This window comes from Streptosporangium sp. NPDC001681 (genome assembly GCF_040298085.1).
Lineage (GTDB): Bacteria > Actinomycetota > Actinomycetes > Streptosporangiales > Streptosporangiaceae > Streptosporangium.
In genome coordinates this window covers 1-16,231 of record NZ_JBEOZN010000015.1, presented here as the reverse complement: position 1 = coordinate 16,231, position 16,231 = coordinate 1, and the positions used below count along the sequence as shown (strand labels likewise).

The 16,231-nt window shown below is 69.2% G+C and carries 17 protein-coding genes and 1 riboswitch; of the genes, 11 read left to right on the top strand and 6 right to left on the bottom strand.

The window, feature by feature from the left end; translation table 11 throughout:
• Positions 1-144 precede the first annotated feature (144 nt).
• Both gltX and ABT130_RS09740 read right to left on the bottom strand, forming a co-directional pair.
• The gene (gene gltX / locus ABT130_RS09745) at positions 145-1,476 is read right to left on the bottom strand and encodes a glutamate--tRNA ligase (RefSeq protein WP_350954435.1); all 1,332 of its coding nucleotides are present in this window, start codon (positions 1,474-1,476) and stop codon (positions 145-147) included.
• A 28-nt stretch (positions 1,477-1,504) separates the two neighbouring features.
• Positions 1,505-2,281, bottom strand: a complete 777-nt coding sequence (locus ABT130_RS09740) for a fumarylacetoacetate hydrolase family protein (RefSeq protein WP_350954330.1) — start codon at positions 2,279-2,281, stop codon at positions 1,505-1,507.
• 261 nt (positions 2,282-2,542) lie between these two features.
• On the opposite strand from ABT130_RS09740, the gene ABT130_RS09735 reads away from it, so the two are divergent.
• The 7 genes from ABT130_RS09735 to ABT130_RS09705 are packed head-to-tail and all read left to right on the top strand — an operon-like array spanning position 2,543 to position 6,192.
• A complete protein-coding gene (locus tag ABT130_RS09735) occupies positions 2,543-3,043 on the top strand; it encodes an Asp23/Gls24 family envelope stress response protein (RefSeq protein WP_451935028.1) in 501 nt (166 codons plus the stop codon).
• A gap of 53 nt (positions 3,044-3,096) precedes the next feature.
• Positions 3,097-3,678 (top strand): Asp23/Gls24 family envelope stress response protein, encoded by a 582-nt coding sequence (locus tag ABT130_RS09730; RefSeq protein WP_350954329.1) that lies wholly within the window; start codon positions 3,097-3,099, stop codon positions 3,676-3,678.
• Positions 3,675-3,863, top strand: a complete 189-nt coding sequence (locus ABT130_RS09725) for a hypothetical protein (RefSeq protein WP_350914766.1) — start codon at positions 3,675-3,677, stop codon at positions 3,861-3,863. Before ABT130_RS09730 ends, ABT130_RS09725 begins: the two co-directional genes overlap by 4 nt.
• Positions 3,860-4,459: an Asp23/Gls24 family envelope stress response protein gene (locus ABT130_RS09720; RefSeq protein ID WP_350914764.1), complete on the top strand. Its 600-nt coding sequence runs from the start codon at positions 3,860-3,862 to the stop codon at positions 4,457-4,459. Before ABT130_RS09725 ends, ABT130_RS09720 begins: the two co-directional genes overlap by 4 nt.
• Positions 4,456-5,151, top strand: coding sequence for a DUF6286 domain-containing protein (locus tag ABT130_RS09715; RefSeq protein ID WP_350954328.1), 696 nt, complete (start codon positions 4,456-4,458; stop codon positions 5,149-5,151). The genes ABT130_RS09720 and ABT130_RS09715 overlap by 4 nt, the downstream gene beginning before the upstream one ends.
• A gap of 5 nt (positions 5,152-5,156) precedes the next feature.
• The gene (locus ABT130_RS09710; protein WP_350914760.1) at positions 5,157-5,744 is read left to right on the top strand and encodes an alkaline shock response membrane anchor protein AmaP; all 588 of its coding nucleotides are present in this window, start codon (positions 5,157-5,159) and stop codon (positions 5,742-5,744) included.
• Between the two features lie 52 nt (positions 5,745-5,796).
• The gene (locus ABT130_RS09705) at positions 5,797-6,192 is read left to right on the top strand and encodes an antibiotic biosynthesis monooxygenase family protein (protein ID WP_350954327.1); all 396 of its coding nucleotides are present in this window, start codon (positions 5,797-5,799) and stop codon (positions 6,190-6,192) included.
• Positions 6,193-6,316: 124 nt separating this feature from the next.
• Here ABT130_RS09705 and ABT130_RS09700 read toward each other — a convergent pair whose 3' ends face one another.
• Positions 6,317-6,913: an HD domain-containing protein gene (locus tag ABT130_RS09700; RefSeq protein ID WP_350954325.1), complete on the bottom strand. Its 597-nt coding sequence runs from the start codon at positions 6,911-6,913 to the stop codon at positions 6,317-6,319.
• Between the two features lie 354 nt (positions 6,914-7,267).
• Between ABT130_RS09700 and ABT130_RS09695 the strand changes: the two genes are divergently transcribed.
• On the top strand, positions 7,268-8,797 hold the full coding sequence (locus ABT130_RS09695; protein WP_350954323.1) for a heparinase II/III family protein: 1,530 nt from the start codon (positions 7,268-7,270) through the stop codon (positions 8,795-8,797).
• A 150-nt stretch (positions 8,798-8,947) separates the two neighbouring features.
• On the opposite strand, the gene cimA is transcribed toward ABT130_RS09695, so the two are convergent.
• The gene (cimA, locus tag ABT130_RS09690; protein ID WP_350914750.1) at positions 8,948-10,522 is read right to left on the bottom strand and encodes a citramalate synthase; all 1,575 of its coding nucleotides are present in this window, start codon (positions 10,520-10,522) and stop codon (positions 8,948-8,950) included.
• Positions 10,523-10,799: 277 nt separating this feature from the next.
• Here cimA and ABT130_RS09685 point away from each other — a divergent pair, with 277 nt between their 5' ends.
• Both ABT130_RS09685 and ABT130_RS09680 read left to right on the top strand, forming a co-directional pair.
• A complete protein-coding gene (locus ABT130_RS09685) occupies positions 10,800-11,453 on the top strand; it encodes an O-methyltransferase (RefSeq protein ID WP_350914748.1) in 654 nt (217 codons plus the stop codon).
• A gap of 102 nt (positions 11,454-11,555) precedes the next feature.
• Positions 11,556-12,146, top strand: coding sequence for a Uma2 family endonuclease (locus ABT130_RS09680; RefSeq protein ID WP_350954321.1), 591 nt, complete (start codon positions 11,556-11,558; stop codon positions 12,144-12,146).
• Between the two features lie 319 nt (positions 12,147-12,465).
• Here the strand turns inward: ABT130_RS09680 and ABT130_RS09675 are convergent, their stop codons facing one another.
• Together ABT130_RS09675 and ABT130_RS09670 are read right to left on the bottom strand one after the other, a co-directional pair.
• Positions 12,466-13,560 (bottom strand): branched-chain amino acid aminotransferase, encoded by a 1,095-nt coding sequence (locus ABT130_RS09675; protein ID WP_350954319.1) that lies wholly within the window; start codon positions 13,558-13,560, stop codon positions 12,466-12,468.
• Positions 13,561-13,731: 171 nt separating this feature from the next.
• Positions 13,732-14,778, bottom strand: a complete 1,047-nt coding sequence (locus ABT130_RS09670; RefSeq protein ID WP_350914742.1) for a 3-isopropylmalate dehydrogenase — start codon at positions 14,776-14,778, stop codon at positions 13,732-13,734.
• Between the two features lie 141 nt (positions 14,779-14,919).
• Positions 14,920-15,150, top strand: a riboswitch (cyclic di-AMP (ydaO/yuaA leader).
• Between ABT130_RS09670 and ABT130_RS09665 the strand changes: the two genes are divergently transcribed.
• Positions 15,138-15,734 carry a C40 family peptidase gene (locus tag ABT130_RS09665; protein WP_350954317.1) on the top strand — a complete coding sequence of 199 codons (597 nt, stop codon included), beginning with the start codon at positions 15,138-15,140 and terminating at the stop codon, positions 15,732-15,734. (Overlaps the previous riboswitch by 13 nt.)
• Positions 15,735-16,231: the final 497 nt, after the last annotated feature.

The following is a 16,231-nucleotide window of genomic DNA, read 5'->3' as shown; positions in this document are numbered from 1 at the left end:
GGGCCTGCTGACCTGATCCTTCCCGCACCACCGGTCCTGCCCCGGCCTGGTCCTCCCAGGCCGGGGCAGGACCCCCTGCTCCACGATGACCTCCGACGCGCTGACGGCTCCGCCGCGCCCCGGGCCTCGTCCGGTCCGCGTTCCTCAGGCCTGGAGCCTGGCGAGGGCGGCGCGGATGCGGTCCATCGACCGCGTCCGGCCGAGGACCTCGATCGACTCGAACAGCGGCAGGCCGACGGTGCGGCCGGTGACGGCCACCCGGACCGGCGCCTGGGCCTTGCCGAGCTTGAGGCCGTAGGAGGCGCCGACCTCCTCCAGCGCCGTCTTGAGCGACTCGGGGTCCATCTCGACCTTCTCAAGCCGGTCGAGGTAGCCGGTGAGGATCTCCACGGCGGAGCTCTTCATGGCCTTGTCCCACGACGCCTGGTCGAAGACGGGCTCGTCCAGGAAGAGGAAGTCCACGTTCGCGGTGATCTCGGACAGGACCGCGATACGGGTCTGGGCGAGCTCGGCGACCTTGGCGAAGGTCTCGCGGTCCCAGCTCGGGTCCAGCCACGGCTCGCAGCGGGTGATGAACTCCTCCAGGGGCAGTGCCCTGATGTACTCGCCGTTGAACGCGCGGAGTTTCTTCTCGTCGAAGAACGCCGGGGAGGGGTTGACGTCCTCCAGGCTGAACAGCGGCACCATCTCCGACCAGGGCATGATCTCCCGGTCGTCGCCGGGGCCCCAGCCGAGCAGCATCAGGTAGTTGACCATCGCCTCGGCCAGGTAGCCCTCCTCGCGGTAGGACTCCAGGGCGACCTTGTCCCGGCGCTTGGACAGCTTCTGGCGCTTCTCGTTGACGATGACCGGCACGTGCGCCCAGGTGGGCGGGGCGACGCCGAGCGCCTCCCAGAGCAGCTGCTGCTTGGGGGTGTTGGACAGGTGCTCCTCGGCGCGGACCACGTGGCTGATCCGCATCTCGACGTCGTCGACGACGTTGGCCAGCACGAAGAGCGGGGAGCCGTCGCCGCGCGCGATGACGAAGTCCTCCATCGCGTTGTTGGGGAACTCGACGGTGCCGCGGACCAGGTCGGAGATCACGGTGACGCCCTCGTCGGGGGTACGGAAGCGGACCGCGCCCTCGGTCAGGCCTCGGTCGCGGCAGAAGCCGTCGTAGCCCTGGTGCTCGGACCCGGTGCGGGCCTTGACCTCGTCGCGGGTGCAGGTGCAGTAGTAGGCCCGGCCCTCGGCCAGCAGCCTGGCCGCGGCCTCGCGGTGCTGCTTCTCGTACGAGGACTGGAAGTAGGGTCCCTCGAAGGCCGGGGCGCCGTCGTTGATCCCGATCCAGGCGAGCGCCGAGATGATGCCCTCGGTCCATTCCGGCCGGTTGCGCGCGGCGTCGGTGTCCTCGATGCGGAGCACGAACCTTCCGCCGGACCTCTCGGCCAGGGCCCAGTTGAACAGCGCGGAGCGGGCGCCGCCGACATGGAACATGCCGGTCGGCGAGGGGGCGAAACGAACCCTAATCACGGGAGACCACCCGGTTGCTGAGAGTGCCGATTCCTTCGATGAAGACGCTGACCTCGTCGCCGACGCTGAGCGGGCCGACCCCTTCCGGCGTCCCGGTGAGGATGACGTCGCCGGGGATCAGGGTCATGACCGCGCTCACGTGGGCGATCAGCGCGGGGATGTCGTACATGAGCTTGGAGGTGCGCGAGCTCTGCTTGACCTCGCCGTTCACGGACGTGACGATGCCGACGTCGCTCGGGTCGAGCTCGGTCTGGATCCACGGGCCGAGCGGGCAGAACGTGTCGAAGCCCTTGGCCCGGGTGAACTGGACGTCCTTCTTCTGCAGATCCCGCGCCGTGACGTCGTTGGCGCAGGTGTAGCCGAAGATGACCTCGTGGGCCCGTTCTCGGGGCACCTCCCGGCAGAGCCTGCCGATCACCACCGCCAGCTCCCCCTCGTAGTCGACCCGCTGGGACAGGGTCGTCGGGTAGGCGATGGCCTCACCCGAGCCGATCACCGAGGTCGACGGCTTGAGGAAGACCAGTGGCTCGTCGGGGACCTCGCCGCCCATCTCGTGGGCGTGGTCGGCGTAGTTCTTGCCGATCGCGACGACCTTGCTGGGCAGCATGGGCGCGACCAGCTTGACCTGGGAGAGCGAGTGACGCTCACCGGTGAACTGGATCGGCCCGAACGGATGACCGGAGATCGCGGAGATGAACTCCTCCCCTGGGCCACCCTCGACCACCCCGAACCCGACACCGTCTCCTGTGGAGAACCTCGCTATACGCACACGACAAGGCTAGTCGGGCTCCGGGTCTCGCCTGACCGCGCCCGCGCCTCCGGGAGGTTCGCGCCTCCGCCCATCCGGTCTCCTCCATCACATCGCCGAGCCATCTGGGCTATATGCAACTAAAAATACCCATAAAACCTATTTTCCCGATACGACCACGATTGAGTTAAAAATAAGTATGTCCTGATTGCTGTTCATATGGGGGGTATGACCGTTTCTGTCAGCATCGGGGAGCCAGAAGGTCTTCCCTCGGGGGAAGGAATGGACGTGACTGAAGCCAGCACGGTGAACAGGCCCAAGGGCGACGAGGTATCCGTGCCCCGGGCACGCACCGACAGTCCCGGATCCCAGGGTGGCCTGGTCACTCCCAAGGGAACCACCACCATCGAGAGCGGCGTCGTAGCGAAGATCGCGGGCCTGGCGGCCAGGGAGATTCCCGGCGTGCACAACATGGGCGCGAGCACCGCGCGAGCCCTGGGCGCGGTACGCGGCATGGTCGGTGTCGACCAGAACATCACCCAGGGGGTCTCCGTCGAGGTGGGCGAGCGTCAGGCCGCCGCCGACCTCGAAGTGGTCGTCGAGTACGGCATGGCCATTCCCGACCTGGCCGCCGCCGTACGCCGCAACGTGATCACGGCGATCGAGCGCATGTGCGGGCTCGAGGTCACCGAGGTCAACATCAAGGTCTCCGACGTCCACATGCCCGGCCAGGACAAGGACTCCGCGGAGGAGTCGTCCGAGCCGGGGCCGCGCGTCCAGTGAGGGATCCGGCGCGCGGGCCTGAGGACCCGGCCCGCGAGGAGACGACGCGTCCGGTGACGGCGGGATCCGGCCGCCGGACGGCCGCGCCCGCGAACAACCCGGGTGACCCGGTCCAGCGGCCGCCCACCCCGGCGCACGGGCCGGAGCGGCCGAAGCATCCGACCCCGGCGACCGTCATGCCCGCGCACAAGCCGGAGCACCCGGTCCACCCGCCCGCCACTCAAGCCCCGGCGGGGGCCGTACCCGCCCAGAGACCACGGGCCCCGGCCCGCACGACGGCCGCCACACCGGCCGCCACACCGGGCGAGACGGCGAGTCCGCCCCGCGAGAAACCGGCCGCGGCCGCTGATCGGGAACCGGCCGGCCGGGAGGCGGGTCTCGCGCACGGGATAGCCGACGCCGTACGGCGCTGCCCCGATGTCGTCGACCTCTCGGGCGGCCCGTTCGGGACGGTGGCGACCTACCTGCCCGGCGAGAGGGTGCCCGGCGTCGCGCTGCACGAGGACGGGATCGAGATCTCGGTGGTCGTCAGGCTGGGGCGCCCGCTGCCGGAGATCGCCGACGAGGTACGTGCGGCGGTCGCCCCGCTGGCGGATGACCTGCCGGTGAATGTCCATATCGGAGGTTTGACATGAACAAGTTCCCAGTGTGGTCCGTGCTCGGCACGATCGTCGGCGTTCTGCTGGGCTTCGCCGGAGCCTTCGGCGGCTTCTGGGCGTTCCTGCTGGTGCTCGTGCTCGGCGCCATCGGATTCCTCCTCGGCCACTTCGCGGAGGTCGGCGAGGTCAACCTGTCCCGGATCTCGGCGAGACGGCGATGAACACCCCCGTCGAGCACCACGCCACCTCCTCGGGAGCGGCCGCGGACTCAGGTGACCTCCCCGCCGGCCGGACGGGCTCCGCCCTCGCCGAGACCGGGCGGCCCGCGCCGCCCGCCGTACCCGCCCAGCCGGCCGTACCGGCCGAACTGCGTGGCAGAACCGACATATCCAACCGGGTGGTGTCGCGCATCGCGGCCGGCGCGGCCAGGGAGGTGGCACGGGTGCGGAAGGTCGGCGAGCGGGGGCCGCTGTCCCTCCGCGGAGGCACCCGCGCCGCCGTCGACGGCACGCTCGCGACGCTCCAGCTGGACGTGACCATGGAGTATCCGGCCCCGATCCGCGAGGTTGCCGACGAGGTCCGGCGCCACGTCGCCGAACGGGTCATGACACTGACCGGCATGGACGTCGGCTACATCGACATCGACGTCACCAACGTGATCCGCGCTCCGGAGAGCCCGCCCGAGACCTCGTACGAGGTCTCGCGTGAGACCTCATACGAGACCTCGCCGGCCGAGGGCGGGAACCGGCCCGACTTCCGGACACCGGGCGCGACGGCCCACGGGACCGACGTCCCGTCGCGGGAGGAAGGGCAATGACCTCCCAGACCCCCGACCCGGCTGAGCCCTTCTCCGAGCATGTCTCCGAGACGGGGCCGACCGAGGAGATTCCGGCCGCACCCGGCGCGGCGTTCGTGGAGCCGTCCGCGTCGCGGGCACCCGACGAGGTGGCGAGGAACGCCTCCGCGGACCGCGCGGCGGTCAGGGCCTTCCGCCCGCGCCGGGTGGTCCCCGCCGTCATCACCGCCGTGGTGCTGACGGCGATCGGCGTCCTGGTGGCGCTGGAGGTCATCTCCGCGCTGGTCGGCCACCCGCTGCGCCTGCTGCCCTACGACCGGATGCTCACCTGGGCGTCGTCGACGCCGTGGAGCGACCGGCAGGTGATGGCGGGCGCGGGCCTGGTCGGCCTGCTGGGCCTGCTGCTGGTGCTGTTCGCGCTCATCCCGGGACGGCCCACGCTGATCCCGGTGCGGACGGGCGACAAGGACCTGGTCATCGGCATGCAGCGCCGGGGCTTCACCCGGTCGCTGGCCCACACGGCCGAGCGGGTACAGGGGGTGGACCAGGCCAAGGTACGGCTGGTGGGAAAGACCGTGCGAGTGGACGCCCGCAGCGGCGTCCGGGACACCACCGGACTGGCCGACGCCGTACGGGAGGCGGTGACCGCGCGGATCGCCGCGCTCTCCCCCGTCTGGAAGCATCCCGTCCACGTGCACCTGCGAGGGAAGTGAGCGCCATGGACGACAAGACCGCCCGGGGCAACCGGCTGGGGCTGCTGCTCGTGGGACTGGCGCTGATGGCCCTGAGCGCCCTGGTGATGGCGCGCGGCGCGGGGGCGTTCCCTCCGGCCGTGGCGTCCGCCCGCGCACCACTCGTGGACACCCAGACGCGTGCGGCGTTCGCCCGCTACGACCCGTGGCTGTGGTGGGTGGTCGCCGCGGCGGCGATAGTGCTCGCGCTGTTCGGCCTGCGCTGGCTGCTGGTCCAGGGACGCCGCCGGAGGCTGAGCGGCATCCGCCTGGACGGCGGTCCCGCCGGGATCACCGAGGTGGACGCGCACAGCGTGACCGACGCGGCGGCCGCCGAGGCCGGCTCGCACCCCTCGATCATCGGCGCCACCGCCGCGATGATCGGCACGAGCGAGCACCCCGCCGTCCGGATGCGGGTGGCGGTCGCCGAGGACGCGCCGATGAGCGCGGTCCGCGAGCAGCTGAGCGGGGTGGTCATCCCGCACATGCGCCAGACCCTGGAGACCGAGCGCATACCCGCCGTCGCCCGGGTGAGCCTGGGGGACGCGCCGCACCCTCGCAGGACCGTCACCTGACGGAGCGCCGATCATAGGGTGATCAGGGAAACCAACGCTTCGAGGAGACGATGTGCCTTCGGTCGTGAAGATAAACGTGCTGACAGTGTCCGCGGAGATGCGCGAGGAACTGGAGCGCCGCTTCTCGGGACGGGCGGGAGTGGTCGAGTCCGCGGACGGGTTCGAGTGGTTCGAACTGCTCCGCCCGCTGGACGGCACCGATCGCTACCTGGTCTACACCCGCTGGCGTTCCGATGAGGACTTCAAGCGCTGGACCGAGAGCCAGGCCTTCCAGCGCGGCCACGCCCAGGCCGCCGCCGAGGCCGGTCAGGGCCAGGGTCACGGGCATGGGCAGGAGGCGGCCGGCCCGGCCCAGGGGCACGGCCACGGGCAGGGCCCGGCGGCCTCCGGGGCCGAGCTGTGGTCGTTTGAAGTCGTACAGAGCACCGGGCCCGCGCCCGGAGCCTGATCGCTCGCCGAGGGGCGCCCGACCGGCCCCGGCCGGGTTCCGAGACGATCGGACGATCCCGTCCGAGTCCGCGTTGAGCGGGTAGGCCCCGCTCCCCTCGTTTCCGGGAGCGGGGCCTACCCGCTCAGCGGTCCAGGGGGTTGGCGGCGATCCGCTCGGCGATCCCCGAGCGGACGCACCGCCCGGCCAGGCTGTCCGGCTTGCGCGCGGCCTGGTCCGCGAAGCACCCGGCGAACTCCGGGCCGATCCCCAGCCTGGGGTAACGCTCAAGCACCTCGGCCCGGAGCCCGGCGGGGAAGTCCTCCGACCCCCGCCCGGAAATGTCCAGCCCGGTGGACAGCTCGAGCAGGTGCCCCTCGGGATCCCACCCGGGGTCCACGCCGTCCCACATGTGGCGTACGACGATCTCCGACGCGCGCACACGGCGCTCGACGGGCCATCCGGCCCCGGCGGCGAAGACCCATGCGACATGGCCCCCCGCCTCCTCGAACGGCACGGTGTGGCTGTCGAACTCCTTGACCAGGCCGATGTCGTGCATCATCGACGCGACGTACAGCAGCTCGGCGTCGAAGGCGATGTCGTTCATCGCACCGTAGGCCGCCGCCCACAGGTAGGCGCGCACGGAGTGGTTGAGCAGGGCGGGCGAGCAGTAGGCGGTCGCCACCTCCAGCGCGCCGCGGGCGGCCGGTGTGTCGGGGATCACGATGTCGGCGAGTCTCATACGCCCAGCCTGCCGAAACGCGGTTACGCCCGCGAGTGGCCACGGGAACATCGACCGGCAGGATCAGGTCACTCGCGCCGGGAACCTGGGAAACCCGCATCTAGTTGCTAACGATGTCCTGGAAGCACCCATCCCGACTTGACCGGTTTGGTGGGATTCGGACAGCATGATCCACTCCCCTCGTTCGGCCCGGAAGGAACTGGCGTGCGCCGCCGCACACAAGCACTCGCTCTCTCCCTTGTCCTCTTGACGACCTGTGGCGCCACGGCCGGCACCGCGGAAGCACGGGAGGTAAAACGCACCGCTGAGTGCCAGGGTGACTGGCTACCGGCCACGCCGACGGCGGCGGACATCATGAACGGCGAGGTGGCCTTCCTCGACCTGGCCCCGGTGAAGATCGGCAAGAACGTCGACTGGCGCACCGACCCCTACCGGAACCGCTCCTGGAGCATGGTCTTCCACTCGCTGCGCTGGATGGGCCGCCTCGTCGCCGACTACGAGACGAACGGCAACGAGGCGTACCTGGCGCGGGCCGTCGAGATCGCCAAGGACTGGGTGGCCGACAACCCCCGCGGCGGCGCTGGGGCCAGCCCGTACGCCTGGCAGGAGCACCCGATCGCGCTGCGCGCCCCCGCGCTGGTCTGCCTCAGCAAGCACGTCAACGAGTCGTGGCTGTCCCGCAGCCTGGCCGAGCACGCCAAGATGCTGTCGGACCCGAAGCTGTACGAGAAGGGTCACAACCACGGCATCGACCAGGACATCGCGCTGCTCGGCATCGGCTGCCGCTATGGCCGGGATCAGTGGTCCAGCCTCGCGATCAGGCGGCTCACCGAGACCGTGAAGCTCGACGTCGACTCCCAGGGCGCGCTGCGCGAGCAGGCCCCCCGCTACGCGATCTACGTCTACGAGCGGCTGAAGGTCGCGATGGACAACATCAAGGCGTGCGGGCGGAAGGTGCCCACCGACATCGCACGCCGCTGGGAGTCGCTGGAGGACTTCATCTCCCACTCCACCCAGCCCGACGGATTCATGGTCCCGATCGGCGACGGCGGCGCGGACGTGCGGCCTGTCGGCTACTCCCACCCGAAGAAGACGGTGCGGGTGTTCGGCAACGGCTACGTCTACGGGCGCACCGCCTGGGACAAGCCCGAGTCGGCGTTCTACTCCATCCGCTTCGGGCCCGGGATGAAGTACCACGGCCACGAGGACCACCTGGGCGTGACCTACTACGCCCAGGGCCGCGACGTCCTGGTCGACGTCGGCTTCGACTCGTACGAGAACAGCGGCTACCGGCACTGGACGATGTCGGCCGAGGCGCACAACACCTCGATCGTGTCCGGGGCCAGGTTCCGTGGCAAGACCGCCACCACCCTGAGCAGATCCTCGATCGGGTCCGAGCGGCAGAGCTACCGGCTGACCGACAGGGCCTACGGCGTGCCCAGGACCCGCTCGGTGCTCGTCAACCACGGCAATGACCTGATGGCCGTGCTGGACACGGTCCCCAAGGGCTCCTCGGTCCGCAACATCTGGCACTTCTCCCGCGACCTGTCCACCGTCTCGAACAGCGGTGGCCAGGTCGTGGTGAAGGACAAGTCGGGCTGGAAGGCGACGCTCGTGCAGGTCTCGATGCCCTCCTGCAAGCCGGTCGGCGGGCTCAAGGTGATCCGCGGCCAGAAGAACCCCTACCAGGGCTGGGTCTCCTCCGCCTACCTGCAGAGGCACCCCGCGCCCGCGGTCGTCGCCCCCGCCGCGGGCGACTCCGTGCTGACCGTGCTGGTGCCCGGCACCGGCAAGCCGTCGCTCTCCTGCGCGGGCGGCAAGGTCAGCGTGGAGACCTCCGAGGGTCCGGTGAGCTTCCGCGTCGGCGGCGCCGACCTCTCCTGACGGCCTTCGGCCCCGAGCGCCCCCGGCCGGGGGCGCTCGTGGGCGATCCGGGACGCTCACGCCCGCCAGGTCAGGAGGGGCGCCCCCGAACCCGAGCCGCCCGGTCACGCCCTCCGGAGGGTCTCCCGTGCGCGCCCTTCGAGGGCCGCCTCAGTCGGTGTGGCCGGCGCGCAGCAGGCCGTAGGTGACGGCCTGCTCCAGCGCCTGCCAGGACGCCTCGATGATGTTCTCGTCGACACCGACGGTGGACCACTCCCCGGCCGCGTCGCTGGAGGTGATCAGCACGCGCGTGACGGCGTCGGTGCCGTGCGTGCCCTCCAGGATGCGCACCTTGAAGTCGATCAGCTCGACCCCCGCCAGCTCGGGGTAGAGCCGCTCAAGTCCCTGCCGTACGGCCCGGTCGAGGGCGTTGACCGGACCGTTGCCCTCGCCGGTGGCGACGATCCGCTCGCCCTTGGCGTGCAGCTTCACGGTGGCCTCGCTGACGACCTCGCCGCCGCGGTTCTGCTCGACGATCACTCGCCAGGACTCGACCTGGAAGTGACGCCTGCGCTCGCCCGCGACGGTGTCGCGGAGCAGCAGCTCGAAGGAGGCGTCGGCGGCCTCGAAGGTGTAGCCCTTCGACTCCATTTCCTTGACCCGCATCACCAGCTCCCGCGAGGTGTCGGGGGCCAGCTCGTAGCCCAGCTCGCGGCCCTTGAGCTCGACCGAGGCGCGTCCGGCCATGTCGGAGACGAGCATGCGCATGTCGTTGCCGACCTCGGCGGGGTCGATGTGCTGGTAGAGGTTGGGATCGACCTTGATCGCGCTGGCGTGCAGCCCGGCCTTGTGCGCGAAGGCGGAGACCCCGACGTAGGGGGCGTGGGAGTTGGGGGTGACGTTGGTGACCTCGGTGATCGCGTGGGCGATCCTGGTCATGTCGGCCAGCGCCTCCCTCGGCACCAGGTCGAATCCCCGCTTGAGCTGCAGGTTGGCCACGACCGTGAACAGGTTGGCGTTGCCCGAGCGCTCCCCGTAGCCGTTGGCGCAGCCCTGCACGTGGGTCGCGCCCGCCTTCACCGCGGCCAGGGAATTGGCGACCGCGCAGCCGGTGTCGTCGTGACAGTGGATGCCGATCCTGGCGGACGTGCCGACGGCGGCCTGCACGACCTCGGCCAGCTCGTCGGGGAGCATGCCCCCGTTGGTGTCGCAGAGCGCGATGACCGAGGCTCCCGCCTCGGCGGCGGTGCGCAGCACCTCCAGCGCGTACGCCGGGTTGGACTTGTAGCCGTCGAAGAAGTGCTCGGCGTCGAGGAAGACCCGCTGTCCCTCCGCGTGCAGGTGGGAGACCGTGTCGCGGATCATCGCGAGGTTCTCCTCCAGGGTCGTGCGGAGGGCCAGCTCCACGTGCCGGTCGTGACTCTTGGCGACAAGGGTCACGACCGGCGCGCCGGATTCGCGCAGCGCGGCCACCAACGGGTCGTCGGCTGCCTTCACACCTGCCCGGCGGGTCGCGCCGAACGCGGCGAGCTGCGCGTGCTTCAGGTCGAGCTCTGTTTGAGCTCTCCTGAAGAACTCTGTGTCCTTGGGATTGGCCCCCGGCCAGCCACCCTCGATGAAACCGACGCCCAGGCCGTCCAGGTGACGCGCGATGGCCAGCTTGTCGGCCACCGTGAGATTGAGCCCCTCCTGCTGGGCTCCGTCACGGAGGGTCGTGTCGTACACGTGGAAGCGGTCGTCGGCCATGTCGTTCTCCTTCGCGGTTCGATGATTCGCCGCGCGCTCATTCGGCTCCGAGAAACAAAAAAACCCCTCACGGACGTGAGAGGTCTGCGCGCTGGCGGTGTCCCTTTTCAGCCAGCGCGCCTGCCGATAATGAGCAGACCGTAGAACATGATGCTTTGGAGTCTGCCACACGCTGACAGCATCTGACACATCGATCTTAGGATTTGAGACCCGCGATCCGCCGACACGGCTCGGGTTCACCCCCCGCGACCACCTCGTACCGACCAGAATGAGGCCCATGAAGGCGACCTACCTCGACCCCGCCGTGGGGCAGTATCTGCTCGCGCACACCACCCTGCCCGACGACGTCCTCGACGCGCTCGCCGTCGAGACCCGCGAGCTGACCGGCGACAGCGCGGGAATGCAGATCTCCCCCGACCAGGGACGCTTCCTCACCATGATCGCCCAGATCGGCGGCGCCGGGAACGCGGTGGAGGTGGGTACCTTCACCGGCTACTCCTCCATCTGCCTCGCCCGCGGGCTCGCCCCCGGCGGCCGGCTCACCTGCTTCGACGTGAGCGAGGAGTGGACGGCGGTCGCCCGGAGATACTGGGAGAGGACGCAGGTCTCCGACCGCATCGAGCTGAGGATCGGCCCGGCGGCCGAGCGGCTGCGCGAGCTCCCCGAGCACCCCGGGGTGGATCTGGCGTTCATCGACGCCGACAAGGTCAACTATCCCGTCTACTACGAGATCCTGATGTCGCGGCTGGTCCCCGGCGGGGTGATTCTCGTCGACAACACGCTGTGGAGCGGCCACGTCGCCGATCCCGGCAGGGACGACGAGACGGTCAGGCACATCCGCGAGTTCAACGACATGGTCAGCGCCGACGGGCGGGTCACCTCGATCATGCTCCCCATCGCCGACGGCCTCACCATGATTCGAAAGCACTGACGAGAACTTTTCCGAATCCCGGGCGGGCGGGAATCTTTCCGATTACTTTAAGCGATGTGACAAACACGTTGCGCCCACCCGCATGGAGGGAAGGATGACCGCATGGCCAAGACCCTGGACCGTCGCGAGGCAAAGCCCGTATCCGCCAACCACCAGGAGCTCGAACGGCACTACCAGAAGACCTGCGATCAGTGGCCTGACCGTAAGGTCGAAATCATCAACGGCCGGATCGTGGTGAGGGAGTTGCCCACACTCAACCACGCCAAGAGCATCCTGCAGTTGCTGATTCAGCTCATCCCGTTCGCAACGGAACAGGGCTGGCATCCCGTATACGACGTTAAGATCTTCCTGGGTGTCCAGAAAGATCGTTATCGGCCCGACCTTCTCGTCCTTCCGAAATTTCCACGCCTGTGGGACGACGAGAACGTCTATGCCGACGAGGCCCTGCTCGTCGTGGAAGTCGTATCTCCCAGTAGCCGGGAGGACGACCACGTCACCAAGCCCCAGAACTGCGCGATCGCGGGTGTCCCGCTCTATCTGGTGATCGACACCACCCAGAACCTCGTCCGGCTACTCAGCCATCCCGGGGAGAGGGGCTACCAGCAGCAGCACCAGGTAATCATCGGAGAACCACTTGAACTGCCCGCGCCGTGGAATCTCACGATCGACACCGGAAAGCTGAGCGAAGGATAGAGCCGCCCGTGGAGAGGGCCCGGCCAGTTGGAGACCGGGCCTCCTCCGGCTGGGGCCCCCACGGTGACCGGCCATGAACGTGTTGGCCGGATCTCCTCGCCCCCTTACGCAGCACCTGTCACCGCATCGTTCCCACTTCACACCTGGGGATCCCGTCACAGGTCAGGTGCCACACAAGAGCAAAAACCCATCGAGGTCGCACGCGGGACTAGCCCTGTGTTCCGCACGTGCCCCCGGTTGACCCGGGGTGATTACCCGCGGCACTGAGATCAGTTATAGCTGCTGACCTGCAACGATGCAGCACATGCGGAAAACGGGACTAGCAGATCTTGTGGACCCAGTTGTGCGGGTCCGGGCGGGAACCGTACTGGATGCCCACGAGTTCCTCGCGGATCCGCTCGGTGACCGGCCCCTGGGTGCCGTCGCCGATCGTCCAGGCGCGGTCGGCGCCCTTGACCGAGCCGACCGGGGTGACCACCGCGGCGGTGCCGCAGGCGAAGACCTCGGTGAGCTCGCCCGACTCGCAGCCCCGCTGCCACTCCTCGATCGACAGCCGCCCCTCCTCCGCCCGCAGGCCGAGGTCCGAGGCCAGAGCGAGGATCGAGTCGCGGGTGATGCCCGGCAGCAGCGTGCCGGTGAGCGCCGGGGTCAGCAGGCGGTCGCCGTAGACGAAGAACAGGTTCATCCCGCCCATCTCCTCGACGTAGCGGTGCTCGCTCGCGTCCAGCCAGACCACCTGGTCACAGCCCTGCTCGACGGCCTGGCGCTGGGCCACGAAGGCCGCCGCGTAGTTGCCGCCGCACTTGGCGAAGCCGGTGCCGCCGGGGGCCGCGCGGGTGTACTCGGTGGAGAGCCAGACGCTGACCGCCCGCCCACCACCGAAGTAGGCCGCCGCCGGAGAGGCGATCACCATGTACTTGTAGGTCCTGGAGGGGTAGTTGACCCCGAGCGCAGGCTGCGTGGCGATCATGAAAGGGCGCAGGTAGAGGCTGTGTCCGGGCGTGGTCGGCACCCACTCGCGGTCGGTCTGGACGAGCAGTTCCAGCGACTCGACGAACGTCTCCTCGGGCAGCTCGGGCATGGCCATCCGCAGCGCGGAGGTGTTGAAGCGGGCGGCGTTGGCCTCGGGGCGGAACGTCACGATCGCGCCGTTCTGCTGGCGGTACGCCTTCATGCCCTCGAAGAGCTCCTGCGCGTAGTGGAAGACCGCGGTCGCGGGGTCGAGGCTGAGCGGGCCGTACGGCATGAGCCGGGCGTCGTGCCAGCCCTCGCCCTCGGTGTAGTCGATCGAGATCATGTGATCGGTGAAGACCTGGCCGAACCCCGGGGCCACCATTACCTGCTCGCGCTCGGCCGCGGTGCGAGCGTGGTCGGAGAGCTGCACGTCGAAGCTGAGCTTCTGAGCGGTGGTCATGACGCGGATCCTTATCTTGATGTCTGGCTTACCCTCGGGTCCATTCTGCGTTGGACCGGGTAACGGGAAACTACTGCATCCATGCCGAAAACCGGCAGTGCGTGGGAAACAAAAAGCGCCCGGCGGCTCGTAGGAGCCGCCAGGCGCATCGGGGTCGAGGGGGCGGCTTCCTCAGCCGGCTACTCGCGCGGTGATGTCGTCACCGATCTCCTGGGTGGTCCGGCCGGCCCAGCCGGCCAGCCGCTCGAGCAGGTCGTCGGCGACGGCCTGCTCGACCCGGGCCGCCTCGTCGGCCAGTCCCAGGTGGTCCAGGAGCATGGCGACCGACAGGATGGTGGCGGTCGGGTCGGCCTTGCCCTGGCCCGCGATGTCGGGGGCGCTGCCGTGGACCGGCTCGAACATGCTCGGCGCGGTGCGGTCGGGGTTGACGTTGCCGCTGGCCGCCAGGCCGATGCCACCGGCGATCGCCGCGCCGATGTCGGTGAGGATGTCACCGAAGAGGTTGTCGGTGACGATCACATCGAAGCGCTCCGGCTGGCTGACGAAGAACATCGAGGCCGCGTCGACGTGGCAGTAGTCGGTCTGGACCTCGGGGTACTCCACGCTGACCCGGTCGAACGTGCGGGCCCAGAGGTCACCGGCGTAGGTGAGCACGTTGGTCTTGTGGACCAGCGTCAGCTTCTTGCGGGGGCGGGCCACCGCCTTCTCGAAGGCGTAGCGCACCACGCGCTCGACACCGTAGGCGGTGTTCAGCGACTCCTGGGTGGCGATCTCGTGCGGCGTGCCGCGGCGCATGGCGCCTCCGGCACCGGCGTAGGGGCCCTCGGTGCCCTCCCGGATGACGATCATGTCGATGTCCTCGGGGCGGGCCTTGCCCAGCGGCGTCTCGACGCCGGGGAAGAGCTTGACCGGGCGGAGGTTCACATAGTGGTCGAGCTGGAAGCGGAGCTTGAGCAGCAGGTCGCGCTCCAGGATGCCCGGGGGCACGCTGGGGTCGCCGACCGCGCCGAGCAGGATCGCGTCGTATCCGCGTAGCTCGTCGAGCAGCGGGTCGGGCAGGGTCTCGCCGGTCTCGTGGTAGCGCTTGGCCCCGAGGTCGTACGTGGTGGTCTCCACCTTGGTGCCGACCGCTTCGAGGACCTTCAGGCCCTCGGTGACGACCTCGACTCCGATCCCGTCCCCGGGGATGACCGCCAGGCGAATGTTACGCGAATCCATGCAGGCACCTTACCTGTCCGTCTCGGTGATCGAACACCGGTCTCACTCTTCGGACGTGTCCGCACGTCCACCCATGTGATCGTTTTGTCCTTTTTTGCTCCCTATTGACCGTTTCGCGAGGTTTCGTTATCGTCCTCCCCATTCACATCGATGCCTAATCCGTACGGACCATCCCCTTACCGGCCCGTACGGAGCCGGGGAACCACTTTTTCCGGGATCCACCGGGCCCCCGGGAACCCGCTCCTCCCCCGGAGCGCGCTCCCGGCCGCCATCACGGGATTCCTTGGGGCGAATCGGCGCACTCTCGCGCCGTAGGGCGGCCTCCACGCCCGAGCCCGACAGCTCACCCGGCCGGCCTTATGGAAGGAATCATCCTGTCCGGCAAGATGTACTCCCGCGTCCTGTCCATTCTCGTCTCAGGTGCCGCGATGTTCGCGGCCTCGGCCATGGCGCCGACGGCGGCCCTGGCCGCCGCCCCTCTCCCCTCCCCCGAAGCTCCCGCACTCGGCACCGTCAGGCTGAAGGCGGCAGTGAAAAGCGCGACCCCCAGGCCCGCCTGGCAGAAGGCCGTGAAGTGGGCCATGTCCAAGCGCGGCACGCCCTACGTCTGGGGTGGCACCGGCAACGGCGGCTTCGACTGCTCAGGCCTGATGCTCCGCGCCTACGGCGCCGCCGGGATCAAGCTGCCCCGCGTCACCACCGACCAGTACGCCGCCTTCTCCAAGAAGATCGCCTGGAAGGACCTCAGGGCCGGTGACCTGGCCTTCTTCAGCGGCCTCGGCCATGTCGGCATGATCACCAGACCCGGTTACATGGTCCACGCCCCGCGGAGCGGCGACGTGGTCAAGGAGGAGAAGCTCAGCGCCTGGCGCCGGTCCTCCTTCGTCGGCGCGGTGCGCCCCGATCCGCAGGGGGTCAAGTCGACCGAGCAGATCGAGATCGCGACCGGCGGATGAGACACGCCGGCTGATCAGCCGCGGGAACCCCGCCGGCGCTGGGAACAGGTTCAGCGGATGGGGGAACCACCGTTGTCCCGGCGGTCCAGGGCGGTCTGGAGCGCCTCGGCGGCCTCGTCCTTGACCTCTTCGGCGTGGTTCCAGGGATACATGTCGTACATGGCGAATCTCGTCTCGGTCGCATGCGAGCAGGGGCAATGGTCGAGACTCCGATCAGGGCTCCGACCAGGCCTGATGTCACGGGTCCGGGTCACGGACCGGTGATCTGGGGCGTGGTGCCGGAGAGTTGCCAGCCCACCCCTGTCAGGCCCCGTCGCGGCAGGCTGGGACCTGGCGCATTTCATCCCAGGCTACCTGGCGGCCGGAACACCGTCTCGCCCGGCGTACACACTTCTCACATACTGAGACGAAAGGTGGCGTGGCTCTCATGCTGCGTCATCGAGGGCCTCCGGCTAACTCGTATGCCAATGTACGACTTCGAGCCGTGAGAGTAACAC

Coding starts and splice junctions, on each gene's coding strand:
- ABT130_RS09735 (WP_451935028.1), top strand. CDS start 2,543: ATGGACGTGACTGAAGCCAGCACGGTGAACAGGCCCAAGGGCGACGAG.
- gltX (WP_350954435.1), bottom strand. CDS start 1,476: ATGTTCCATGTCGGCGGCGCCCGCTCCGCGCTGTTCAACTGGGCCCTG.
- ABT130_RS09725 (WP_350914766.1), top strand. CDS start 3,675: ATGAACAAGTTCCCAGTGTGGTCCGTGCTCGGCACGATCGTCGGCGTT.
- ABT130_RS09685 (WP_350914748.1), top strand. CDS start 10,800: ATGAAGGCGACCTACCTCGACCCCGCCGTGGGGCAGTATCTGCTCGCG.
- ABT130_RS09695 (WP_350954323.1), top strand. CDS start 7,268: ATGAACGGCGAGGTGGCCTTCCTCGACCTGGCCCCGGTGAAGATCGGC.
- ABT130_RS09680 (WP_350954321.1), top strand. CDS start 11,556: ATGGCCAAGACCCTGGACCGTCGCGAGGCAAAGCCCGTATCCGCCAAC.
- ABT130_RS09700 (WP_350954325.1), bottom strand. CDS start 6,913: ATGAGACTCGCCGACATCGTGATCCCCGACACACCGGCCGCCCGCGGC.
- ABT130_RS09715 (WP_350954328.1), top strand. CDS start 4,456: ATGACCTCCCAGACCCCCGACCCGGCTGAGCCCTTCTCCGAGCATGTC.
- ABT130_RS09670 (WP_350914742.1), bottom strand. CDS start 14,778: ATGGATTCGCGTAACATTCGCCTGGCGGTCATCCCCGGGGACGGGATC.
- ABT130_RS09675 (WP_350954319.1), bottom strand. CDS start 13,560: ATGACCACCGCTCAGAAGCTCAGCTTCGACGTGCAGCTCTCCGACCAC.
- ABT130_RS09720 (WP_350914764.1), top strand. CDS start 3,860: ATGAACACCCCCGTCGAGCACCACGCCACCTCCTCGGGAGCGGCCGCG.
- cimA (WP_350914750.1), bottom strand. CDS start 10,522: ATGGCCGACGACCGCTTCCACGTGTACGACACGACCCTCCGTGACGGA.
- ABT130_RS09665 (WP_350954317.1), top strand. CDS start 15,138: ATGGAAGGAATCATCCTGTCCGGCAAGATGTACTCCCGCGTCCTGTCC.
- ABT130_RS09710 (WP_350914760.1), top strand. CDS start 5,157: ATGGACGACAAGACCGCCCGGGGCAACCGGCTGGGGCTGCTGCTCGTG.